This is a genomic window from Staphylococcus sp. FSL W8-0271 (genome assembly GCF_038006605.1).
GTDB classification, from domain to species: Bacteria; Bacillota; Bacilli; order Staphylococcales; family Staphylococcaceae; genus Staphylococcus; species Staphylococcus cohnii.
This window is the reverse complement of record NZ_JBBOVM010000001.1, coordinates 1673603-1699246: the sequence shown is the minus strand read 5'-3', so window position 1 is coordinate 1699246 and position 25644 is coordinate 1673603. Positions and strand designations below refer to the sequence as shown.

Annotated in this window: 23 protein-coding genes; 22 read left to right on the top strand and 1 reads right to left on the bottom strand. The window is 32.8% G+C overall.

Translation table 11 applies throughout. The features are described 5' to 3' along the window. Positions 1-4 precede the first annotated feature (4 nt). The 20 genes from NST87_RS08295 (at position 5) to NST87_RS08200 (ending at position 22802) form a co-directional block, all read left to right on the top strand. Positions 5-586, top strand: coding sequence for a cell division protein SepF (locus NST87_RS08295; RefSeq protein WP_019469318.1), 582 nt, complete (start codon positions 5-7; stop codon positions 584-586). A gap of 12 nt (positions 587-598) precedes the next feature. Then, positions 599-889: a YggT family protein gene (locus tag NST87_RS08290; RefSeq protein ID WP_040030545.1), complete on the top strand. Its 291-nt coding sequence runs from the start codon at positions 599-601 to the stop codon at positions 887-889. 121 nt (positions 890-1010) lie between these two features. Further along, positions 1011-1781: a YlmH family RNA-binding protein gene (locus NST87_RS08285; protein WP_026034797.1), complete on the top strand. Its 771-nt coding sequence runs from the start codon at positions 1011-1013 to the stop codon at positions 1779-1781. A gap of 133 nt (positions 1782-1914) precedes the next feature. Next, on the top strand, positions 1915-2523 hold the full coding sequence (locus NST87_RS08280; RefSeq protein ID WP_019469321.1) for a DivIVA domain-containing protein: 609 nt from the start codon (positions 1915-1917) through the stop codon (positions 2521-2523). A gap of 243 nt (positions 2524-2766) precedes the next feature. Beyond that, complete coding sequence (gene ileS / locus NST87_RS08275) at positions 2767-5517, top strand: isoleucine--tRNA ligase (protein WP_019469322.1); 2751 nt, start codon at positions 2767-2769, stop codon at positions 5515-5517. A 313-nt stretch (positions 5518-5830) separates the two neighbouring features. Further along, positions 5831-6625, top strand: coding sequence for a VOC family protein (locus NST87_RS08270; RefSeq protein WP_340721564.1), 795 nt, complete (start codon positions 5831-5833; stop codon positions 6623-6625). Between the two features lie 136 nt (positions 6626-6761). Next, on the top strand, positions 6762-7238 hold the full coding sequence (gene lspA / locus NST87_RS08265; RefSeq protein ID WP_019469324.1) for a signal peptidase II: 477 nt from the start codon (positions 6762-6764) through the stop codon (positions 7236-7238). 12 nt (positions 7239-7250) lie between these two features. Further along, positions 7251-8168, top strand: coding sequence for an RluA family pseudouridine synthase (locus tag NST87_RS08260; RefSeq protein WP_064263623.1), 918 nt, complete (start codon positions 7251-7253; stop codon positions 8166-8168). A gap of 511 nt (positions 8169-8679) precedes the next feature. Beyond that, a complete protein-coding gene (gene pyrR / locus NST87_RS08255) occupies positions 8680-9207 on the top strand; it encodes a bifunctional pyr operon transcriptional regulator/uracil phosphoribosyltransferase PyrR (protein ID WP_019469326.1) in 528 nt (175 codons plus the stop codon). 303 nt (positions 9208-9510) lie between these two features. Next, positions 9511-10818 (top strand): uracil-xanthine permease family protein, encoded by a 1308-nt coding sequence (locus NST87_RS08250; protein WP_040030548.1) that lies wholly within the window; start codon positions 9511-9513, stop codon positions 10816-10818. Positions 10819-10849: 31 nt separating this feature from the next. Further along, positions 10850-11764 carry an aspartate carbamoyltransferase catalytic subunit gene (locus NST87_RS08245; protein WP_040030549.1) on the top strand — a complete coding sequence of 305 codons (915 nt, stop codon included), beginning with the start codon at positions 10850-10852 and terminating at the stop codon, positions 11762-11764. Then, a complete protein-coding gene (locus NST87_RS08240; protein WP_340721563.1) occupies positions 11748-13022 on the top strand; it encodes a dihydroorotase in 1275 nt (424 codons plus the stop codon). The genes NST87_RS08245 and NST87_RS08240 overlap by 17 nt, the downstream gene beginning before the upstream one ends. Further along, positions 13022-14122 (top strand): carbamoyl phosphate synthase small subunit, encoded by a 1101-nt coding sequence (locus NST87_RS08235; RefSeq protein WP_019469330.1) that lies wholly within the window; start codon positions 13022-13024, stop codon positions 14120-14122. The genes NST87_RS08240 and NST87_RS08235 overlap by 1 nt, the downstream gene beginning before the upstream one ends. Beyond that, positions 14115-17288, top strand: a complete 3174-nt coding sequence (carB, locus tag NST87_RS08230; protein ID WP_340721562.1) for a carbamoyl-phosphate synthase large subunit — start codon at positions 14115-14117, stop codon at positions 17286-17288. The genes NST87_RS08235 and carB overlap by 8 nt, the downstream gene beginning before the upstream one ends. Positions 17289-17506: 218 nt before the next feature. Beyond that, positions 17507-18211: an orotidine-5'-phosphate decarboxylase gene (pyrF, locus tag NST87_RS08225; RefSeq protein ID WP_019469332.1), complete on the top strand. Its 705-nt coding sequence runs from the start codon at positions 17507-17509 to the stop codon at positions 18209-18211. Then, positions 18204-18815 carry an orotate phosphoribosyltransferase gene (gene pyrE, locus NST87_RS08220; RefSeq protein WP_019469333.1) on the top strand — a complete coding sequence of 204 codons (612 nt, stop codon included), beginning with the start codon at positions 18204-18206 and terminating at the stop codon, positions 18813-18815. Before pyrF ends, pyrE begins: the two co-directional genes overlap by 8 nt. A gap of 22 nt (positions 18816-18837) precedes the next feature. Next, positions 18838-19023: a hypothetical protein gene (locus NST87_RS08215; protein ID WP_340721561.1), complete on the top strand. Its 186-nt coding sequence runs from the start codon at positions 18838-18840 to the stop codon at positions 19021-19023. Positions 19024-19241: 218 nt separating this feature from the next. Further along, a complete protein-coding gene (locus tag NST87_RS08210; RefSeq protein WP_019469335.1) occupies positions 19242-20795 on the top strand; it encodes an MFS transporter in 1554 nt (517 codons plus the stop codon). Between the two features lie 620 nt (positions 20796-21415). Next, positions 21416-22270 carry a YitT family protein gene (locus tag NST87_RS08205; RefSeq protein WP_019467774.1) on the top strand — a complete coding sequence of 285 codons (855 nt, stop codon included), beginning with the start codon at positions 21416-21418 and terminating at the stop codon, positions 22268-22270. Between the two features lie 118 nt (positions 22271-22388). Then, on the top strand, positions 22389-22802 hold the full coding sequence (locus NST87_RS08200; protein ID WP_340721559.1) for a VOC family protein: 414 nt from the start codon (positions 22389-22391) through the stop codon (positions 22800-22802). 112 nt (positions 22803-22914) lie between these two features. Here NST87_RS08200 and NST87_RS08195 read toward each other — a convergent pair whose 3' ends face one another. Then, positions 22915-24615, bottom strand: coding sequence for an Rqc2 family fibronectin-binding protein (locus NST87_RS08195; RefSeq protein ID WP_040030551.1), 1701 nt, complete (start codon positions 24613-24615; stop codon positions 22915-22917). 159 nt (positions 24616-24774) lie between these two features. On the opposite strand from NST87_RS08195, the gene gmk reads away from it, so the two are divergent. Together gmk and rpoZ are read left to right on the top strand one after the other, a co-directional pair. After that, entirely contained in the window at positions 24775-25398 is a 624-nt protein-coding gene (gmk, locus tag NST87_RS08190) for a guanylate kinase (protein WP_019467771.1), read from the top strand. Further along, the gene (gene rpoZ, locus NST87_RS08185; RefSeq protein ID WP_019467770.1) at positions 25398-25598 is read left to right on the top strand and encodes a DNA-directed RNA polymerase subunit omega; all 201 of its coding nucleotides are present in this window, start codon (positions 25398-25400) and stop codon (positions 25596-25598) included. Before gmk ends, rpoZ begins: the two co-directional genes overlap by 1 nt. The last annotated feature ends 46 nt before the right edge of the window (positions 25599-25644 follow it).

Below are 25644 nucleotides of genomic sequence, written 5' to 3'. Positions count from 1 at the left end.
CCCCGTGGCTTTAAAAGATTTATTTAGTGGTTTTTTCGTAGTTGAAGAGGAAGACGATGATTTAAAAGCGCCACCCGAAGAAGAACAAGATAGACAACAAGCACAGTCTCAAACAAATTATAATAACCAACAAACTGAAAATACAGAAAGACAACGTATACAGTCCGTACCCAAAAAACAACCAACAAGATTACAACAATCAACAGGGGAAAGGAAGTATCAAATGAATAACAGTGCACCTAAAAATAATACTAGGAACGTTGTGAACATGAATAATCAAGAACAAAATAATTATGGATTTACACAAGAAAGTTCTAAAATGTGTTTATTTGAGCCACGCGTTTTTTCAGATACTCAAGATATTGCGGATGAATTAAAAAATCGCAGAGCAACTTTAGTAAACTTACAACGTATAGATAAAGTGTCGGCAAAAAGAATTATTGATTTTCTAAGTGGTACAGTTTATGCAATTGGTGGAGACATTCAACGTGTAGGTTCTGATATATTCTTATGTACACCAGATAATGTTGAAGTCGCAGGAAGCATAACGGACCAAATTGAAAATATGGAATACCAAAGTGAATAGAGGTAAACAGAAATGGATATAGGTTTATTAGCAAATATATTTCAATTTATTTTATTCTTGGTTCAAATTTATTACTTTGGGATGATAGTGTATTTCTTTATGTCATGGCTTCCAGGCGCACGTGAGAATAAATTCGGTCGATTTTTATCAAAATTGTATGAGCCGTTTTTAGAACCATTCCGTAAAATTATTCCACCCATCGGCATGATTGATATTTCTTCAATTGTTGCAATTATTGTTTTATATCTATTTAGAATGGGACTAGCAAATATTTTTAGCCTTATATTAAATTATTTAGCATAGCCTATTTTAAATATAATTCATGAAACATACGGAGCTAAAAATAACTAATGTATAAAATAAATGTTAAGCACCTAACGTTAAAAACGAGAGGTGCTTTAACTTATATTTGGAGTGAAATCACATCGATATTTATCAACATTTTAGAAAAGAAGAGCATGAATTAATCGATCAACTTATCGATAAGTGTTATCGTGCCAACGAACAATTTGCGCCTGTGTTAACTTCTTTTTTAGATCCCAGAGGCCAATATATATTAAATGTTGTAGTTGGTAGTTTTCAAGATTTAGAAGTAACATTTTATGGAGGACCATTTGCTGAGAGACAAAGAGCCATCATAGCACCAGATTACTTTCAACCTGAAGTGGAAGATTTTGAAATCATTCTTTTTGAAATTGATTATCCTCAAAAATTTGTGACACTTCAACATCAACATGTACTGGGTACAATTATGTCATTAGGTATCGAAAGAGATCAATTAGGTGACATTGTGGTAGATGAAAGTATACAATTTACTTTGACAAAGCAATTAGAATCATATATTATGTTGGAATTAAATAAAATTAAAGGTGCTGCAGTTAAACTAAATGCGATATCAATAAAAGATATGATACAATCAAAAGAGAACTGGCACTCATTTGAGACAACTGTATCTGGTTTACGTTTAGATGTCGTTCTAAAAGAAATGATTCGTAAATCGCGTTCTATTAGCAAACAGTTAATTGAAAAAAAACGTGTTAAAGTTAATCATACGATTATTGATTCTGCTGATTTTCAACTGGACAAAGGTGACTTACTATCTATTCAAGGTTATGGAAGAGCAATGATTGTTGATATTGGTGGAAAAACAAAAAAAGATAAAACACGAATTTCCTACAAAACTTTATTCAAATAAGTTATACTTATAGAGTGTAAAACAACCGAATTTTAACGACTAAAATTAGCAGTGTTACGATATAAAATAAATTTTATTTCTGATATTTAATGAAATAACAAAATAGTGTATGATAAAAGGAGGATAATGACGCATGGCTTTTACACCAAGTGAAATAAAAAACAAGTCATTTACTCGTGTTAAAACGGGTTTTGAACCAACTGAAGTTGAAAGTTATTTAGAACAACTCAGTAATGAAATTGAACGTTTAAAAGAAGATAAAGCACAATTAGAAAAAGTTGTTGAAGATAAAGAAACGAATATTCAATCTTATAAAGATGTGCATCAGTCAGTGAGCGATGCATTAGTTCAAGCGAAACAAGCTGGAGAAGAAACGAAAGCAGCAGCAAATAAAGACGCAGAGGCAACAATTGCAAAAGCGAAAAGTGAAGCAGATCGAATTGTCAATGATGCAGTTGAAAAAGCCCGTAGACTTTCTTTCCAAACAGAAGATATGAAGCGTCAATCTAAAATATTTAGATCTCGTTTCCGTATGTTAGTAGAAGCACAATTAGATTTACTTAAAAATGATGATTGGGATTATTTATTAAATTATGACCTTGATTCTGAACAAGTAACACAAGAGAACATTAATCATTTAAATGAAAATGAATTAACTGAAGAAGAAAAAGCGATGAAAGCAAAAGCAGATAGTGCAGCAGAAGCGGATGCAGATGCAACAGATAATGAGAATAAACAATAAACAAACAACAGACGCGTAAGAAACAGTCGATATATTCAAGCGAGTTAGGGATAGTGCGAGCCTAATATATATTTGTTTCTTATATCACTGTCGTTTAAATTGAATAACATGCAATGAGAGAACTCTAAGTTGAGTTAATCAGGGTGGTAACGCGGTAAATATCGTCCCTGTTAATTGAACTTAGAGTTCTTTTTATTGTTTGATACTAGACAAGTCAGAATATTGTAATAAGGAGTGTAGGAAATGGATTACAAAGATACGTTATTAATGCCAAAAACGAATTTTCCAATGCGTGGAGGATTACCAAATAAAGAACCAAAGATTCAAGAAGAATGGGATGCTAATGATATTTATCAAAAAGCATTAGAAAAAAACAAAGATAATGAACATTACATTTTACACGATGGTCCACCATATGCAAATGGTAATTTACATATGGGACATGCGTTAAATAAAATTTTGAAGGACTTTATTACCCGTTATAAAACAATGCAAGGTTTCTATACACCATATGTTCCAGGTTGGGATACACATGGATTACCAATCGAACAAGCACTTACTAAAAAAGGTGTTAAGCGTAAAGAATTATCAATTGCTGAATTTAGAAGAAAATGTGAAGCATTTGCGTTAGAGCAAATTGAAAATCAAAAAAAAGATTTTAAACGACTTGGTGTTAAAGGAGATTTTGCTAATCCTTATATAACATTAAAACCAGAATACGAAGCGGCTCAAATTCGTTTGTTTGGTGAAATGGCTGATAAAGGACTTATTTATAAAGGTAAAAAACCAGTTTATTGGTCACCATCTAGTGAATCTTCATTAGCTGAAGCAGAAATTGAATATCAAGATAAGCGTTCGCCATCTATTTATGTCGCATTTGATGTTAAAGATAGTAAAGGTATTGTTGCTGAAGATGCAAAATTCGTTATTTGGACTACTACACCTTGGACATTACCATCTAATGTTGCAATCACTGTACATCCAGATTTAGTTTATGGTCAATATAATGTGAATGGTGACAAATATATTATCGGTAAAGACTTAGTAGCTAATGTTGCAGAAGCATTAGAATGGGATGAAGATGCCATTGAACTAGAAAAAGAATTCAAAGGTAGTGACTTAGAATACATCGAAACACAACATCCATTCGTTGATCGTGTGTCACTTGTAATTAATGGATTACATGTTACAACAGATGCTGGTACAGGATGTGTTCATACAGCTCCTGGACACGGGGAAGATGACTTTATAGTAGGTCAAAAATATAACTTGCCTGTTATCAGCCCTGTAGATGATAAAGGTGTATTTACTGAAGAAGCTGGTCAATTTGAAGGTATGTTCTACGATAAAGCCAATAAAGAAATTACAGATTTATTAAAAGAGAATGGTTCATTATTGAAATTAGAATTCATGACACATAGTTACCCACATGACTGGCGTACTAAAAAACCTGTTATTTTCCGTGCAACACCACAATGGTTTGCTTCTATTGATAAAGTACGTCAAGATATTTTAGATGCAATCGAAAATACACACTTTAAGGTTGATTGGGGCAGAACTCGTATTTACAACATGGTAAGAGACCGTGGCGAATGGGTTATTTCACGCCAACGTGTTTGGGGTGTGCCATTACCAGTATTTTATGCGGAAAATGGCGACATTATTATGACTAAAGAAACTGTTAATCATGTTGCAGATTTATTCCAAGAGCATGGTTCAAATGTGTGGTTTGAGCGAGAAGCTAAAGATTTATTACCTGATGGATTCACACATCCTAGCAGCCCGAATGGTGTATTTACAAAAGAAACAGATATCATGGATGTTTGGTTCGATTCAGGGTCATCACACCGTGGTGTATTAGAAGAACGTCCGGAATTGTCTTATCCTGCTGATTTATATTTAGAAGGCAGTGATCAGTATCGTGGTTGGTTTAACTCCTCAATTACAACATCTGTTGCTACGAGAGGTATTTCACCATACAAAATGTTACTTTCACATGGATTCGTCATGGACGGTGACGGTAAAAAAATGAGTAAATCATTGGGCAATGTCATCGTACCTGATCAAATAGTAAAACAAAAAGGTGCAGATATTGCACGTCTTTGGGTAAGTAGTGTTGATTATTTATCAGATGTGCGTATTTCTGATGAAATTTTAAAACAAACTTCTGATGTATATCGTAAAATTAGAAATACACTAAGATTTATGTTGGGTAATTTAAATGATTATAATCCGTCAACAGATGCAATCCCAGAATCTGATTTATTAGAAGTAGATAAATATTTATTAAATAGATTACGTGAATTTACTGCGAACACATTAGACAATTATGATAACTATGATTATTTAGATATATATCAAGAATTACAAAATTTCATTAACGTTGAACTAAGTAATTTCTATTTAGATTATGGTAAAGACATCTTATATATAGAAGAACAAAATGCGCATAAACGTCGTAGTATGCAAACTGTGTTATACCAAATTGTAGTAGACATGACGAAATTATTAGCACCTATTCTAGCACATACATCTGAAGAAGTATGGTCACATATTCCACATGTAGAGGAAGAAAGTGTGCATTTATCACGCATGCCTGAACGTGTAGCTGTTGACACTGAATTCATGGAAAAATGGAATACATTTATGAAATTGCGTGACGATGTGAACCGAGCTTTAGAAGTTGCACGTAATGAAAAAGTAATTGGAAAATCATTAGAAGCCAAAGTAGTAATCGGTAGTAACGATAACTTTGATGCAACTACATTTTTACAACAATTTTCTGATTTACATCAACTATTCATTACTTCACAAGCAGAGGTAGTTGATAAAGTTGAAAATGGAGAAGCATATCAATATGGTGATATCCACATTGAACATGCTCATGGAGAAAAATGTGAACGTTGTTGGAATTATAGTGAAACATTAGGTTCTGTAGGCGAACTAGATAACCTATGCCCACGTTGTCAAGCAGTTGTTAAAACACTTGTTTAAACATTTATAAATGAAAATGTAGAAGTATAGCAATAACTGTATTAACAAAAATATTCCACAGTTTTGTTCCAACATAATTGAATTGAATTAAATAAAGTTCGATATGTGTTTTAAATACTACAACAACTTTCGACTAATATTTTTGAATAACCTGAGACATCGTTGCGATGTCCCAGGTTTTCTTTTCTCTTATATAAAGATTAAGCGAAATATTTAGCAAATCCAATTTTTAGATTAAAATGAGCATATTGAAATTTAAAATTGAACAATTCATATATAATGAATGCAATAAGTAATTAGAAAGGTGTTAAATATGTTCCATAACGAAAGTGCGCATTTTGTAAATGGCATTATATTAAATGTGAGAGACAAAGATGAAATGAAAAAATTTTATAGTGACATAATAGGATTAAATGTAGTGAATGAATCATATTCTACGATTCAATATGAGATTGGAAATCTAAATCACTTCATGACACTTAATCAAATAAATATGGGCAGAGAACCACTTGTTTCAGAAGCAGGTTTATTTCACTTAGCTATTAAATTACCAACTAAAACAGATTTAGCAGACTTACTTGTACAATTAAGTGAATATAAAATACCAATCAACGGTGGAGAACATGATATTTCAACTTCATTATATTTAGAAGATACTGAAGGAAATGGTTTAGAGTTTTATGTAGACAATCTAATTGATGAATGGTCTATTGAAAATGAAAAAGCAGTATTAGAAACAAAACCATTAAATGTACCTAAATTATTAACATATGTCTCAGATGAGAAATGGCAAGGCATTCCTGATGACAGTATTATCGGATATATTAATTTAAAAACAATTCGGTTAAAAAGAGTTAAACAATATTATAAAAATTACTTTGGTTTGGTCCCATCTTCTGTAGAAACAGATAGTGCAGTATATTTGGCATCAAATGGTTATCATCAACATCTTGTAGTGAATAATTGGCTATCAAGTGTTAAACGTATAGAAAATCATAAAACTTATGGTCTAGCATGCGTGGATTTTCATTTTCCAGAAACAACACATAAATTATTGACTGGTCCCGATGGAATTCAGTTTAGGTTTAATTATTATTCTGTACTTTAAAAGAATGTCTATTTGAATAATCTTTCAAAAAATTAACTTAATATTTGAACTGTAACTTTTTTTATAAGTTTGATTAGGATATAATGAGAGTTGTTGTAAAAATCGACCGCACGTAGAATAAATAGGAGGTACAGACATGAAACGTCAGTACTATATTGGTACTTCTATATTTATAACAATCGTTATACTTATATTAGATCAAATCACAAAATTTATAATAACTAAAACAATGCAAATTGGTGACTCATTTGAAGTAATTCCTAATTTTTTGAGCATCACTTCACATAGAAATAATGGTGCAGCATGGGGGATTTTAAGTGGAAAGATGGCTTTTTTCTATATCATAACTGTCATTATTCTGATTATACTCATTGTCTTTTTTATAAAAGAAGCGAAGCATAATTTATTGATGCAAATTGCTATAAGTTTGTTATTTGCTGGTGCTTTAGGTAACTTTATTGACCGTGTATTAAACGGTGAAGTTGTAGACTTTGTTGATACTTATATATTTAGTTATAATTTTCCAATATTTAACGTAGCTGATTCTAGTTTAACTATAGGCGTCGTTTTAGTAATAATCGCTTTATTAAGGGATATGAGGACAGAAGAATAGGAGAGATATTGTATGGAGTTTCATGAGTTTAACATAGAAGACCCAGTTAACGCAGGACAACGAATAGATAAACTATTGCCTGAATTTAATGCTGAATGGTCACGTACTCAAATGCAAGATTGGATAAAAGAAGGTTTAGTTAAAGTCAATGATAAAGTGATAAAATCCAATTATAAAACTAAGGTAAATGATAAAATTGTAGTAACTGAAAAAGAAATTGTTGAGGCAGATATTAAACCAGAAAATCTAAATCTGAATTTTTATTATGAGGATGATGATGTTGCAATTGTTTATAAACCTAAGGGTATGGTAGTCCATCCTTCTGCAGGTCATTATTCAGGTACGTTAGTAAATGGTTTAATGTATCAAATGAAAGACTTATCTGGTATAAATGGTGAAATACGTCCGGGAATTGTACATCGTATTGATAAAGATACTTCTGGTTTATTAATGATTGCGAAAAACGATATTGCACATCGTAGTTTAGTTGAACAATTGATAGATAAATCAGTTACGCGTAAGTATATCGCATTAGTACATGGTAACATTCCACATGATTACGGTACTGTTGATGCACCTATTGGTCGAAATAAAAATGACCGTCAATCAATGGCTGTGGTCGATGATGGTAAAGACGCAATCACTCACTTTAATGTATTAGAACATTTTAATAAGTATACTTTAATAGAGTGTCAGTTAGAAACAGGTCGTACCCACCAAATTCGTGTGCATATGAAATATATTGGTTACCCATTAGTAGGAGATCCAAAATATGGTCAGAAGAAAACATTAGATATTGGTGGTCAAGCATTACATGCGGCAGTGATTGGTTTTGAACATCCAGTTACACAAGCTTACATTGAAAAGACATCACCTTTGCCAGATGATTTTGAACAACTTTTAAATGATATTCGTAAATCTGATAATTAAAAAGGCTAAGTGGTATGACAAATTAAAAGTCATACCATGATATTGATATGAGAGTGGACAGAAATCTAATTTTATTAAATAGGCTTCGTTGTCCCACCTCGACAAGGATAACTAGAATTGAAAAAATGATTTAAAGAAAAACGATAGCTTTTACAAATCGAACGATATTCTAATATAGACTTGCAACAACATGTTATTCATGATAATATAATGACAGTTTAATAAAGAACGAACGTCTTTAATTGAAAGTCCAGAGAGGCTTCGAAGACATGTAATGAAAATGGAATATACAAACAAAGCATTTTAGTCAAAAATAGCTAAAAGCCATCGTAGTTTTATAGTAAACGCGATAAAAATCGTAATCTCAGACACAAAATGGGTTATGATGGAGAAATCATCTGAATTTCAGATATGTCTCTGCGTTTTGTTTGTAATATTTTATTACGCAACCTCATGTCTTCTGAAGATGTGAGGTTTTTTTATATCATTAAGATTAAGGTAGGTGCCCAAAATGTCAGAACGAGTGATTATGGATGAAGCAGCAATACAAAGAACAGTGACACGTATTGCACATGAAATCTTAGAATATAATAAAGGTACTGATGATTTAATTTTGTTAGGTATTAAAACAAGAGGGGCATTTTTAGCGCGACGGATACAACAAAAAATTGAACAAATTGAAGAACTCACTGTTCCAACAGGTACCATTGATATCACACAATTTAGAGATGATTTGGAACAGACAATAGATCAAGTTTCAGAGCAAACATATGAAATTGATGTCAATATAACAAATCAAGTCGTAATTATAGTGGATGATGTTTTATATACTGGACGCACAGTTAGGGCATCACTTGATGCAGTACTTCAATATGCAAGACCTAGAAAAATAGGGCTAGCAACACTTATCGATCGCGGACATAGAGAACTGCCGATACGCGCAGACTTTGTTGGTAAAAACATACCTACTGCTAGAGAAGAAGCAGTCTCAGTTTTTCTTAGTGAAATAGATAGTAGAAATGCAGTTGTAATTGAATAAATCAACACCTTTTAATTCAGTACGAGAGACTGAAAAAGGGAAGAGAATCATGTGGTAGTTAAAATCAAGTTTCAAAACAACCACATTTCAAAATATAGTTATATTATATAAAACATATACTATAGATTCTCTCCATATCATCTGATCTTAATTTAAACTAAGTATTCAAATAACAATCCTAACGCTTTGAGCAGTAATGTTGTTTGAATGAGCTAAATTTTGATTTGAAGATTGATACTTTTTAAGTCTCTTTACATGAAAACAATGTAAAGAGACTTTTTTAATGAGAGGAAGCGGAAAGTCATGGAAAATGAAACAATGTTTGAACGGACAGCTAAACCAGTATTAGATGTACAAGATAAACCTAAATTAGGACAATTGGCATTTTTAAGCACCCAACATTTATTTGCAATGTTTGGATCGACTGTTCTCGTACCTTTTTTAACTGGATTACCCATATCATCTGCCTTACTAGCATCAGGCATAGGGACATTATTGTATATACTAATTACAAAAGCGAAAATACCTGCATATTTAGGTTCAAGTTTCGCATTTATCACACCAATCATAACTGGATTGAATTCACATGGTTTAGGTGACATGTTAGTGGCATTGTTTATGAGCGGTGTAATGTATGTGCTCATTGGATTAGCTATTAGATTAAGCGGAACAGGGTGGCTTATGCACTTACTCCCTCCTGTTGTTGTCGGACCTGTCATTATGGTGATTGGTTTGAGTCTAGCACCTACTGCGGTTAACATGGCAATGTTTGAAAATTCAGGAGATATGAAAGGTTATAACTTAAGTTATTTAGTAGTAGCAATGATTACATTACTTGTAACGATTATCGTTCAAGGATATTTTAAAGGTTTCTTGTCTCTTATACCTGTCTTAATAGGCATTATCACGGGTTACATTGTTTCAATTTTTATGGGACTTGTTAACTTTAAACCTGTAGCCGAAGCAAAATGGCTGCAGTTTCCAGAGGTGTATCTACCGTTTAAAGATTACACGCCATCATTTCATTTAGGTTTGGTTCTCGTTTTAATACCAATCGTTTTTGTTACGGTAAGTGAGCATATTGGACATCAAATGGTGATTAACAAAATCGTGGGACGAAATTTCTTTAAAGATCCAGGATTAGATAAATCCATTATTGGTGACGGTGTGTCAACAATGTTTGCAAGTATTATAGGTGGTCCTCCAAGTACAACTTACGGAGAAAACATCGGCGTATTAGCTATCACGAAAATTTATAGTATATATGTGATTGGCGGTGCTGCAGTCATAGCTATAATATTAGGGTTTGTAGGCAAATTCACAGCATTAGTTTCATCTATACCAACACCTGTTATGGGAGGTGTATCGATATTACTTTTCGGAATTATTGCAGCAAGTGGTCTGAGAATGCTTGTAGAAAGTGAGGTTGATTTTGCAAGTAATCGAAATCTTGTCATTGCATCAGTCATATTAGTAATAGGTATAGGCAACCTCGTCTTCAACTTAAACGGGATAGGTATTAATTTAGAAATTGAAGGTATGGCATTAGCAGCACTCGCAGGTATTCTACTAAACTTAATTTTACCGCAAGAGATTGAAACAAATAAATAAATGCGTATTTCATTATTAGGAGGCTGAAAAAATGGATAATTTACTATCAATGGAACATCTAACTACAAATGAGATTTATGAACTAATCGAAATTGCTAGCGGTATTAAAAACGGATCGTTTAAACCACATAATTATGAAGACAAATTTGTAGCAAATTTATTTTTCGAAAATTCTACACGTACGAAAAGTAGTTTTTTAGTGGCAGAGCAAAAATTAGGGTTAAAATTGATTGATTTTGAGACGAGCACTTCTTCAGTTCAAAAAGGTGAGAGCTTATACGATACGTGTAAAACATTAGAACAAGTAGGTGCAGATGTTTTAGTAATTAGACATTCAGATACAACATACTATAATGATTTAAATTCACTGAAGTTACCGATTATCAATGCAGGTGATGGAAGTGGACAGCATCCAACACAAAGTTTATTAGACCTTATGACAATATATGAAGAGTACGACACATTTAAAGATTTAAATATTTTAATATGCGGAGACATAAAAAACTCTCGTGTAGCGAGAAGTAACTTCCAAAGTTTAACAGCACTCGGTGCAAACGTTATGTTCTCAAGTCCTGAAGCATGGAGAGATGACACTTTAGCAGCACCCTATGTTGATATAGATAAAGTGATAGATGATATAGATATTGTCATGTTACTTAGAGTACAGCACGAAAGACATGGAGATGAAGAAACATCAAATTTTGAAAATCAAAATTATCACGAAAACTTTGGTTTGACGAAAGAACGTTATAATCGATTGAAATCATCAGCAATTGTTATGCATCCAGCACCTGTCAATCGTGGTGTTGAAATTGATGATTGTTTAGTGGAAGCAGAAAAATCACGCATCTTTAAACAGATGGAAAATGGCATGTATACACGTATGGCTGTCATTGAGTATATATTACAAACAAAGGAGGCAGAAATAAATGAAATTGCTAACTAATGCGAAAATCTTAGAAAATGGTGAACTTAAAACCACTTCTATCTTAATAGAGGGTAAAAATATAAAAAAAATTGCGTCAGATATAGAGGTTGATGACGATGTTGAAATCATTGATTTAAAAGGGGATTTTGTTGCTCCAGGTTTAGTTGATGTACATGTACACTTAAGAGAACCGGGTGGTGAACATAAAGAAACAATTGCAACAGGGACTCAAGCAGCTGCAAGAGGAGGTTTTACGACAGTTTGTCCAATGCCAAACACGCGACCTGTACCTGACTCTGTTGAAAATTTAGAGCGTTTAAACAAATTAATCGAAGAAAATGCACAAGTTAGAGTTTTGCCATATAGTGCAATCACAGTTAGACAAGCAGGTAATGAACACGTAGATTTCGAAGCTTTAGCAAAATTAGGTACATTTGCCTTTACTGATGATGGCGTAGGTGTACAACAAGCAAATATGATGTATGAAGCTATGCAGCAAGCAGCAAAAGTAAATAAAGCAGTTGTTGCGCATTGTGAAGATAATAGTTTGATATATGGCGGTGCTATGCATGAAGGGGAACGTAGTAAAACTTTAGGTATACCGGGCATACCTAATATTTGTGAAGCGGTTCAAATTGCGAGAGATGTTCTATTAGCTGAAGCAGCAGGAGCACATTACCATGTGTGTCATGTATCTACAAAAGAAAGTGTAAGAGCTATAAGAGATGCTAAAAAAGCAGGTATTCATGTAACAGCAGAAGTGACACCACATCATTTATTATTAACTGAAGAGGATGTGCCTGGCGATGATGCAATCTATAAAATGAATCCTCCTTTAAGAAGTAAAGAAGATCGAGCTGCGCTAATCGAAGGATTGTTGGATGGGACAATAGATTGCATTGCTACAGACCATGCACCACATGCGAAAGAAGAAAAAGCACAACCAATGACAAAAGCACCTTTTGGCATCGTTGGCAGTGAAACAGCATTTCCATTATTGTATACGCACTTTGTAAAAAATGGAGATTGGTCATTACAACAATTGGTTGATTATTTAACAATCAAACCATCTCAAATATTTGATTTACCTTATGGAAAATTAGAAGAAGGTGGTTTGGCTGACCTTACTGCCATTAATCTAGAAGAAGAGCAAGAGATTAGGGCAGAAGATTTTGCATCTAAAGGAACCAATACACCATTTATAGGTGAAAAAGTATACGGTACTCCAGTATTAACATTGATAGAAGGTGAAGTTAAATTTAAGGAGGAAAAGTAATGTTGCAAAAACGCTATTTAGTTTTAGAAGATGGAACATATTATGAAGGTTATCCATTAGGTTCAGATCATTTGACGAAAGGTGAAATAGTATTTAATACTGCTATGACAGGATATCAAGAAACGATATCAGATCCATCATACACTGGACAAATTATTACATTTACTTATCCATTAATAGGAAACTACGGAATTAATCGAGATGATTTTGAATCACTGATACCAACATTGAGTGGTGTTGTTGTTAAAGAAGCGAGCACTTATCCGAGCCATTTTCGCATGCAAAAAACATTCCACGAAGTGTTAAAAGACTATGATATACCAGGTATTTCTGGCGTGGATACACGTAGTATTACTCGGAAAATTAGAAACTATGGCGTTTTAAAAGCAGCTTTTACAGATAATAAGGCAGATATTCCACAATTGTTAGAAGAGTTGAAGGTAATTGAATTACCTAGAGATGAAGTGAAAACAGTGTCTACGAAGACACCATATGTGTCAACTGGCTATGATTTAAGTGTTGTATTAGTAGATTTTGGTAAAAAACAAAATATTGTGAGAGAACTTAATTTACGTGGTTGTAACGTTACAGTTGTACCTTATGATTCCACAGCAGAAGAAATTATTAGAATGTCACCAGACGGTGTGATGTTATCAAATGGCCCTGGTGATCCAGAAGAAGTCAAAGTTGCAATTAATATGATTAATGGCATTTTAGGAAAAATTCCTTTCTTTGGCATTTGCTTAGGACATCAATTATTTGCGCTTTCACAAGGAGCTACATCATTTAAAATGAAATTTGGACATAGAGGTGCAAATCATCCTGTGAAAGATTTAAAAACTGGGAAAATAGCATTAACAAGCCAAAATCATGGTTATGCAATTGATAAAGATTCATTAGTTAATACACCATTAGAAATCACACATGTTGCGATTAATGATGGTACAGTTGAAGGATTAAGACACAAATCATTACCTGCATTTTCAGTACAATATCATCCTGAAGCCAATCCTGGCCCGACAGATTCAAATTATTTGTTTGATGAATTTATTAAAATGATGCATGACTTTAAAGAAAAGGAGCTTTTGACAAATGCCTAAACGTAACGATATTAAAACGATTTTAGTAATAGGATCTGGACCGATTATTATAGGTCAAGCTGCAGAGTTTGATTATGCCGGAACACAAGCTTGCTTAGCATTACGAGAAGAAGGTTATCGTGTTATATTAGTAAATTCAAATCCAGCGACAATCATGACGGATAATGAAATTGCTGACAAAGTCTATATTGAACCCTTAACGCATGATTTTATTGCACGTATTATTCGTAAAGAACAACCTGATGCTTTACTACCAACCTTAGGTGGTCAAACAGGGCTTAATATGGCGATTCAATTACATGATAGTGGCGTATTAGAAGCGAACAATGTACAACTACTTGGTACAAAACTAGCGTCTATTCAACAAGCGGAAGATAGAGAATTATTCAGAGACTTAATGAATGAGCTAGATGTTCCCGTTCCGGAAAGTGATATCGTAAATACTTTAGAACAGGCGTTTGAATTTAAAGAAGTGGTAGGATACCCATTAATTGTGAGACCTGCTTTCACTATGGGCGGTACTGGCGGTGGTATTTGCCATAATGATGAAGAGTTCAGACAAGTGGTAACAAACGGCTTGCATTACAGCCCTGCAACGCAATGTTTAATAGAAAAATCAATTGCAGGTTTTAAAGAGATTGAATATGAAGTGATGCGCGATAAAAATGATAATGCCATTGTTGTTTGTAACATGGAGAATATAGATCCAGTCGGTATACATACAGGGGATTCAATTGTAGTAGCACCTAGCCAAACTTTATCAGACGTTGAATATCAAATGTTACGTGATGTGTCGTTAAAAGTGATTCGTGCTTTGGGCATTGAAGGTGGCTGTAATGTACAACTGGCATTAGATCCACACTCAATGAAATATTATATTATTGAAGTGAATCCACGTGTTTCACGTTCATCAGCTTTAGCTTCAAAGGCTACAGGCTATCCGATTGCAAAATTAGCTGCCAAAATAGCGATAGGCTTATCATTAGATGAAATGCTGAATCCAATAACTAAAACGTCTTATGCTGCATTTGAACCTACGTTGGATTATGTTATAACAAAAATTCCACGTTTTCCGTTTGATAAGTTTGAAAAAGGTGAACGTGTGCTAGGTACACAAATGAAAGCAACTGGTGAGGTAATGGCGATTGGCCGAACATATGAAGAGTCTTTATTGAAAGCGATTCGTTCACTTGAATATGGTGTACATCATTTAGGATTACCAAATGGTGAAACATATGATTTAGATTATATAAAAACGCGTATACAAGATCAAGATGATGAACGTTTATTCTTTATAGGAGAAGCTATAAGACGAGGTACATCATTAGAAGAAATACACGAAATGACTAAGATTGATTATTTCTTCTTAAATAAATTCCTACACATCATTGATATAGAACATGATTTAAAAGAACACAAAGGAGATATAGACTATTTAAAATTTGCTAAGAGTTATGGTTTTAGTGATCGAGTTATTGCACATCGTTTTGATATGTCAGAATCTGAAGTTTATAACTTAAGAAAACAACATAATATTTCACCAGTATATAAAATGGTAGATACTTGTGCAGCAGAATTTGAATCTGCTACTCCATATTACTATGGCACATATGAACAAGAAAATGAGTCAATCGTCACTGAAAAAGAGAAAATATTAGTTTTAGGTTCAGGACCAATTAGAATCGGTCAAGGTGTAGAATTTGATTACGCAACTGTGCATGCTGTTTGGGCAATTCAGCAAGCTGGTTATGAAGCTATTATCGTCAATAATAATCCTGAAACAGTATCTACAGACTTCTCAATTTCAGACAAATTATATTTTGAACCATTAACAGAAGAAGATGTAATGAATATTATAAATATTGAACAACCAAAAGGTGTAGTAGTTCAATTTGGCGGTCAAACTGCGATTAATTTAGCAGATAAAATTGAAAAGTATGGTGTGAAAATTTTAGGTACATCACTTGAAGATCTGAACCGTGCAGAAGATCGTAAAGAATTTGAGGCGCTATTACATACGATTGATGTGCCTCAACCTAACGGTAAAACAGCAACTTCAGCTGAAGAAGCGCTCAAAAATGCACGTGCAATAGGATATCCTGTAGTAGTTAGACCATCATATGTATTAGGTGGACGTGCTATGGAAATCGTGTATAACTATGAAGAGTTAACCAATTATATGAACCAAGCAGTGAAAGCGAGTCCGGATCATCCTGTATTAGTTGATAGATATCTCACAGGTAAAGAAATTGAAGTCGATGCTATCTCAGATGGTGAAACGGTAATTATACCTGGGATTATGGAACATATTGAACGCGCTGGTGTTCATTCAGGTGATTCGATTGCAGTATATCCTCCACAAACCTTGACACAAGAAGAGCTTAAAACACTTGAAGATTATACAATTCGCTTGGCGAAAGGTCTAAATATCGTAGGTTTAATCAATATCCAATTTGTTATTGCACATGATGGTGTATATGTTTTAGAAGTGAACCCTCGTGCGAGTCGTACAGTTCCTTTCTTAAGTAAAATTACACATATACAAATGGCACAGTTGGCCATGCGTGCAATTATAGGGGAGCAACTTACAGAATTAGGATATAGCGAAGGTGTTCAGCCATATAGTGAAGGTGTCTTTGTCAAAGCACCGGTATTTAGCTTTAATAAATTGAAAAATGTAGATATCACATTAGGACCTGAAATGAAGTCAACTGGAGAAGTAATGGGCAAAGATTTAACTATGGAAAAGGCTTTATATAAAGGTTTGACAGCAAGTGGTATGGAAGTTAAAGATTATGGCACGGTATTGATGACAGTAAGTGATAAAGATAAAGATGAAATTGTGAACATTGCAGCTCGTTTAAATGAAGTCGGCTATAAAATATTAGCTACTGAAGGTACTGCTAAAAAATTAGAAAATAACCATATAACTGCAGAAACTGTAGGGAAAATTGGTGGAGAAGACGATTTATTATCACGTATCCAAACGAATGATGTGCAAATTGTGATTAATACGATGACAAAAGGAAAGGAAGTTGAACGTGATGGTTTTCAAATCAGACGTGCTTCTGTAGAAAATGGTGTACCTTGTCTAACTTCATTAGATACAGCGGAAGCATTAACTTCGGTTATAGAAAGCATGACTTTCACGATGAAAAATATGTAAAGTTTAATTTTCAATGTCAAGAAAAAGAAAACAATTGTTTATGTTTAAGTAAAATTATGATATTGACAGTAGATAGCTAGGATGAAAAACAGTTTTATAAATTTTTCTCCTAGTTGTCGTTGTCAGAATGAAAAAATTTTAAAATATCATTGCTGTCAGATGATGCCTTTACACGCTTGGCAAATATAATAACAAAGATATTATGAGAGGCGATATATATGCAAAATAACCTACCTATTATTGCTTTAGATTTTGATTCAGCAGAAGCAGTTGAACAATTTTTAGATCAATTTGATGAACCCTTATTTGTCAAAGTCGGGATGGAACTTTTTTATCAAACTGGTCCGTCATTAATCACTAATATTAAAAAACGTGGTCATCGCATATTCTTAGATTTAAAATTACATGATATTCCTAACACTGTTGGCAAAGCAATGGAAGGCTTAAGTAAATTAGATGTCGATTTAGTAAATGTACATGCGGCTGGTGGTTCAGAAATGATGAAACGAGCCCTAGAAGGCATTAAAAAATATAATAGTAATATTAAAATTATTGCAGTGACACAATTAACGTCAACTACTGAAATAATGTTACATGATGAACAAAATATCCAAAGTACAATGGATGAAGCAGTTTTGAATTATGCGCGTTTAGCCAAATTATCAGGTTTAGATGGCGTTGTATGTTCACCACTTGAGGCAAAATTATTAACACAAGAATTAGGTGAAGATTTCTTGAAAGTGACGCCAGGCATCCGACCGGAAAATACTTCCTCCGATGATCAGCAACGTGTTACGACACCAGAAAAGGCAAGCATTTTTGGTGCTACACATATTGTTGTAGGGCGACCAATCACGCAGAGTGAAACTCCGGTTAAGAGTTACCAAAAAATTAAAGAAAGTTGGTTGAAATCAAATGACTAAATCAATAGCACAAGCATTGTTGGATATAAAAGCTGTATCATTATCTCCCAATGATCCATTTACTTGGAGTTCAGGCATTAAATCACCAATATATTGTGATAATCGTGTTACATTAGGTTTTCCAGACGTACGTAATCATATTAGAGATGGACTACAAGCATTGATTGAATCACATTTTAAAGATATTGAAGTTATATCAGGGACTGCAACGGCCGGTATTCCGCATGCAGCTTATGTCTCAGAAGTGATGAACTTACCGATGAACTATGTTCGATCAAAAAGTAAAAGCCATGGTAAACAGAATCAAATTGAAGGTGCATCAAGTGAAGGTAAAAAGGTAGTAGTTATAGAAGATTTAATATCTACAGGTGGTTCTTCAATAACTGCAGTAGAAGCATTGAAAGCTGCTGGTGCGAATGTCATAGGTGTAGTAGCAATTTTTACTTATGGTTTGAAAAAAGCAGATGAACAATTTGCACAAGCTGGAGTTCCTTTTTATACATTAAGTAATTATAATGAATTAATTGAAGTTGCAAGAGAAAATGGAGAAATTTCTGAAAATGATATTACTACATTAGTTGATTGGAGAGATAACTTGTCATAAAATGTTAAGTGGAGGGGATGTTATGACAAAAGACTCGAATGTAGCCTATAATCATTTTGCTCATTTAAATAAATTCCTCAAAAAATCAGAAGACTATAGAGCACAATCAACTTTAGAAGACGAAAATAAATGGGTATTTAACGCTACAGAACCAAATATTTATAAACAATCTAAATCAAATCTTAAGCAAAAAGGCCATATTAAATAACTATATTTGCAAATATATTGTGAAATTTGAAATAACGCAAAAATGATGTAATTAAATTGATTAGAAAATGCTTAAAAGACTTTTATATATTGATAAAAGGTCTTTTAGGCATTTTTTAATATGTAAGTACATTTGTGTTCATAATTAGTTCACAAAGTAGGTTTTAAATAATAAATATCATATGAAACCCTAAGACAGAAAGAAAGGAATGAATGAATTTGAAACATAAAAAATTTGATATTGTTGCACTATTTTTACTCATTGGTGTGTTTATGGCGGCTTTAGATAACGGTATTATTAGTGCAGCGTTAACTACAATAAATCAATCCTTTGAGATTTCAGCACAAATGGGATCGTGGGGAATAACGATTTATACATTAGGTATGGCTGTAACCACACCTATAGCAGGTAAACTTGCTGATATGTATGGTCGTAAAAAAATATTTATTATTGAAGTGATTTTATTTGGTTTTGGATCATTGTTAGTTGCATTAAGCCCTAATTATACGTTCTTTATCATTGCACGTTTAATTCAATCATTTGGTGGTGGCGGTTTATTTGTAATCGCTAGTTCACATATCATTTCTACATATACTAAAGAAAAACAAGGTAGTATGCTTGGTGGATTAGGTGCAATGAATGGTATTGCTTCGGTATTAGGACCAAATATTGGAAGTTTATTAATTAATGTAAGTGGTACATGGCATTGGTTATTCTTGATCAATGTTCCAGTGGCAATAATGATTGTTATTTTTATGATGATTAAAATGCCAGAAACACAAGAAAAAGTTAAAACTAAAATTGATAAATATGCCATCATTGTATTTTCATTTTCAACATTATTAATAATGTTTGCGATTAATAATATACAAACCGGTAATATTGCTAATAGTATACTCAGTTTTTCGGTGATTGGTTTATTTGTATTGGCTATTATTGGCTATGGTATTTTAATTTTAGTGGAATATAAAAATGAAGCAACTGATATAGATGCTTTCTTACCTTTTTATTTACTGAAAAAGCCAGCTTTTTCAGTGGTATTGATTATGGGCGTTTTATCTGGGATGTTAATAGGCTCAATTATTTTCATTCCTTCATTTGTTGAAAACGTATTACATGTTAAAGCTGCTAACAGTGGATATTGGATGACGCCCTTGGCATTAGCTTCAGGTGTAGGCGCATCAATAGGTGGTAAGATAGTAGATAAAAAAGGACCAATATTTGCATTAGTGATTGCAAGTATCATTAGTATGGTTGGTTATGGCGGTTTAGCATTTTTAACTTATTCAACTATGCCATTTTTAGTATTTTCAATAATTGCAGGCTTAGGATTTGGTTTTACTATTGGCGCACCAATGACTGTATTAGCAACTAAGTCAGCACATTCAGCTAAAAATAATAGTACAGTTATTGGAACATTATCAGTTTCCAGACAAGTCGGAATTACTATTGCACCGACAATATTTACGACATTTATTCAATTCGGCTATAGCCAAATGGGGAGTAAAATTAAAGACAGTATAAATTCAGCACATTTTGGACTCAAAGACATACCAGTTTCTTTAATGAACACAATGGAGCATCGTTCAGGTAATCTTACTAAAATATTAGGACAAGTAAATGAAATTTCTAATGATACATTAAGGCATGCAATCACAAATGGGATTGAAGATGCAACCCACCTTGCGTATATGCCAATATTTTTAACTGCAGTTATTGCAGCTTTTATCATTTTGTTACTTGTTACACTTTTTAGAAAAGAATTTAAATAAAGTGAAAATTTAACAAGTAAGTCAATGGTATAGACTTTTTATAGGAGTTTCGGTTAATTTCAAAAGCAACAACACAGAAACGTAGACAAGATTACATTGTCTACGTTTCTGTGTTGTTGAATATTGTTATATGAAAACGACTGAAATCATTCGTGATGTTGAAATGATTAAAAAGAAATGTGATAACGTTGTTGTATAAAATTTATTAACGAATCATAATTTTAATGATGATAAAGCCAATGAGTATCACTAAAGCTGCAATAAGTAATGGAATAACATAATAAAGCATGAAATACCTCCAATTGTATTTGTATTTATTTTAACTATAAATATTCAAAAGTAAAGTGATTTTATTGTTTAAAGTCGTCAAAGCTTTCAATAACACACGCTTTAGAAATTAATGTTGCAAACTACACTAAGTGGTATATTGGAATAGGTTGTGTTACATTTGCAATTATACTATGTAACAAAAAATAATGTTATATTTTCATTTAATTTGGTTTTTAATTCAATTGTGAGTGAAAATACGCATTTGTAAAATCAAAACGGTGCATGATTTAAATACGCTTTTCTAGCTTACCTTATTTAAATTTATATTATCAAATGTAAGGGGAAATGATATGAAATTTGTGAAACAACTACTAAAAAACCATACTAAAAATGTGATTGTTTGTTTAATTGGTGCATTTGTGAGTGCAATTGCAGTTAATTCATTTATATTAGAATCTAATTTAGGTGATGGGGGTACAGTTGGTATGGCATTGGCATTAAAATATGCTTTTGGCTTTTCACCTGCTATATCCTCTTTAATTATAAATACATTGGTCATTATTGTAGGGTGGCGTTTTTTAAGTACCAGAACAGCGGTATATACTTTTATTGCCAATACAGCGATATCTATCTTTTTAGATTTAACTGAAAACTTTAAAACAGGTATTGATAATTTTGTAATAAATGCTTCTTTTGGAGGGGTATTAGTAGGCGTGGGTATAGGATTAGTAATTGCTTCTGGGGGTGTGATAGGGGGCACATCAGTTATTGCTAAGATGTTAAATAAATATTTTGACATCAAAACATCGCAAGGTATTTTTGTTTTAGATGCTCTGGTTGTCTTATCCTTTTTATTTGTTTTACCATTAGAAAATGTCTTATTTACTGTAATTATGATATTTATCACTGAACGTGCGACTGCATTTATTATAGAAGGATTCCATCCTAAAAAAGCAGTTACTGTGATATCAAGTAAAAATGAGATAATTAGTGATGAAATCAATAGCTTTACAGGTAGAGGCTCGACACTTTTAAAAGGTAAGGGTGGTTACGGTAAGCATGAAACAAGTATGTTGTATGTTGTAGTGCCGCAATCACAAGTGACCAGAGTTAAAAAACTTGTAAATGAGGTAGATGAAAATGCCTTTTTAGTTATTCATGATGTGAGAGATGTATTAGGAAACGGATTTATGAATTTATCTTAATTATAGATTATTATAAGTACTATGTTTCAGGTTATTTGTCAATTGCTAATTTTATTCGTTCGATTTTTTTAAGAATTTGTTTTATTCTATATTTAAGATGTTTTAAGGAGGCAATTCAATGGCAATTCCAAAAATAACGACATTTCTTATGTTTAATGGGCAAGCAGAGGAAGCAATCAATCTGTATGTAGAAGCATTTGAAGATGCAGAAATATTAACGATGGTTAAATATGAAGAAAATGATGAAGAACCTACCGGTGCAGTGCAACATGCTATCTTTCGCTTGAAAGATCAAGTTTTTATGGCGATTGATAATATGAATGGTGTCGATGTGGACATGAATCCAGCAATGTCATTATATGTGACAGTAGACAGTCCGTTAGAAATGGAAAGATTATTTAGTAAATTAAAAAGTGGTGGGGCAATTTTAATGCCTAAAACTGAAATGCCACCATTTAGAGAATTTACATGGATTGTAGATAGATTTGGTGTTAATTTTCAACTCGCGTTACCAGAAAAAAATAAATATTAAAAAGGCTAAGATTAAGCATCGTGCACATGTTGTGTGTACTGATTACTCATAATCTTAGCCTTGTTTTTAATTTATAGAGACGTGGTTACTACAACTTTAAAGTATTTGACATTTATGATGTCACTTTCATTTTTTGAATATGATCGTAATCAGGTGTAGCATAAAGCGTTTTTTGATGATCATATGTTACAAACCCTGGTTTTGCGCCAGAAGGTTTATGAACATGTTTAATTTCAGTGTAATCTACTGGTATTTGTCCAGAATTACCAGCTTTTGAAAAATAACCAGCTAGCATAGCCGCCTCTTTGATGGTATTTTCACTAGGTGTATCATTTAAGATCACCACATGAGAACCAGGAATGTCTTTTGTATGAAACCAGAGATGCTGTTTGCTTGCCTTTTTATTTGTTAAATAATCATTTTGCTTATTATTCTTTCCTACAAGCATCGTATCTCCGTCAGTTGAGACATATTCCTGTAATTGAATAGTAGGTTTCTTTTTCTTATTTTTTTGTTTGCGTTGCTTCATATAACCTTGTTCGGCAAGTTCTTCTCTAATGTCATCAATATCCTCTACGGATATATGTGTAAGTTGTTGTTCTATATTTTCAAAATATGTGATGTTTTCTTTAGTTAAATCAATTTGACGTGTTAATTCATGTGCACGTGTTTTTAATTTATTATATTTTTTATAATACATTTGGGCATTGGTTGCTGGTGATTTTGTGGTATCTAAAGGAATGGTTACTTCATTACCATCATAATAATTAGTAGTCGTCAGATACTCATCGCCTTGTTTAATTCTATAAATATTGGCAGTGATTAATTCACCAAATAATTGCTGTTCTTCTTTATCTTTAGTACCTTCTTGTTCATCGATTAATTTACTTAATTTATTTTGATATTTATGCAACTGTTGCTGTACAAATTTAACTAAATCATTTGCACGTTGTTTAACGCGTTCTCTTTCGCCTCTGGCATCATAATATCTATCTAATAAATCATGTAAAGAATCATATTCAACCATATCATCATAAAACTGATTTAAATGCATGAAGTAGAAATCTTCTTTTCCTGTTTCATGATTTTTATGAAAAACAGGGGTAGGCGATTCCTTTGTCTCATTCATTACAGAATCAAAAGCCTCTGGTAACGTTTCAGGTGTCATAAATTGTTTGCGATTGACGATTTCGTTCGTAATTAAAGGACTAAAGCCTTCAAATTGATTTAATAGCTGTCTAGCGATTTTCCCACTATTGAAATCAATGAATTTTAAAGCTTCTGTACCTGTAATATCATATGGATTTGTTTTATTTTGCGTAGGAGGTACTTCATATTGAAACCCAGGCATAACTGTACGATATTGATTTGTATTAGGCGTTAAATGTTTAAAACCTTCAATGATTTTGCGTTGATCATCTACTAATATTAAATTACTGTGTTTACCCATTATTTCTAAAATAACTGTACGGTATGTGGTATCACCAATTTCATCTTTACTGTGTATATCTATTTCTACACGTCTATCATTTCCAATTTGTCTTATAGCTTTAATAAAGCCACCCTCTAGATGCTTACGAAATACTCTTGCAAACATTGGTGGTTCAAATGGATTATCGTATTTTTTATCTGTTAAATGCATTCTAGCAAAACTAGGATGGATCGAGAGTAGAAGTTGATGGTTTTTACGATTTTGACGTATTACCATGATGATTGTATCGTTTTCAGGTTGATTGATTTTATGAATTCTACCATCAACGAGAAATTGTAAAGATTCTACCATTTTTCGTGTAAATAAACCATCGTATGCCATTACTATCAGCCACCTTATTTTTAGTCATTCATCATATTGTAACATGATGAAAAGATTTGGTCATGAGCAAAGATTGTTTGAACGTATGCTATACAACCAAACGCTCATTATGGTATCATAGTTTAATAATAGAAGAATAGCTTAGAGAGGTAGTAAGGCATGGACAATGAGAAAGGTTTGTTGATTGTACTTTCTGGACCTTCTGGTGTAGGAAAAGGTACAGTTAGAAAAAAAATATTTGATGACCCAACCACATCTTATAAATATTCTATCTCGATGACAACACGTAATATGCGTGAAGGTGAAGTCGATGGTGTAGATTATTTCTTCAAAACAAAATCAGAGTTTGAAGCATTAATTAAACAAGACCAATTTATAGAATATGCAGAGTATGTGGGTAATTATTATGGTACACCGGTGCAATACGTAAAAGATACAATGGACCAAGGACATGACGTATTTTTAGAAATTGAAGTAGAAGGTGCCAAACAAGTTCGTAAAAAGTTCCCTGATGCATTATTTATTTTTCTAGCACCACCAAGTTTAGATCATTTACGTGAACGCTTAGTCGGGCGTGGTACTGAGTCTGATGAAAAAATACAAAGTAGAGTACTCGAAGCTCGTAAAGAGGTTGAAATGATGAATTTATATGATTATGTTGTGGTTAATGACGAAGTTGAATTAGCTAAGCAACGTATTCAATCTATTGTTGAAGCTGAGCATTTGAAAAGGGAAAGAATTGAAGCAAAATATAGAAAAATGATATTGGAGGCAAAAAAATAATGTTATATCCACCATTAAATGATTTAACATCAAAAATCACATCAAAGTATTTAATCGCTACGACTGCTGCTAAACGTGCACGTGAGTTGGACGAGCATCCAAATAGTACGCTATTAAACAAATATAATTCTGAAAAATCAGTGGGAAAAGCATTGGAAGAAATTGCTGGCGGCGAAGTTTATCCTGAAACTACTAAATAACACTTTCTAAGCGAATGTTGAATAATATAATTTTATAATTTTGAAA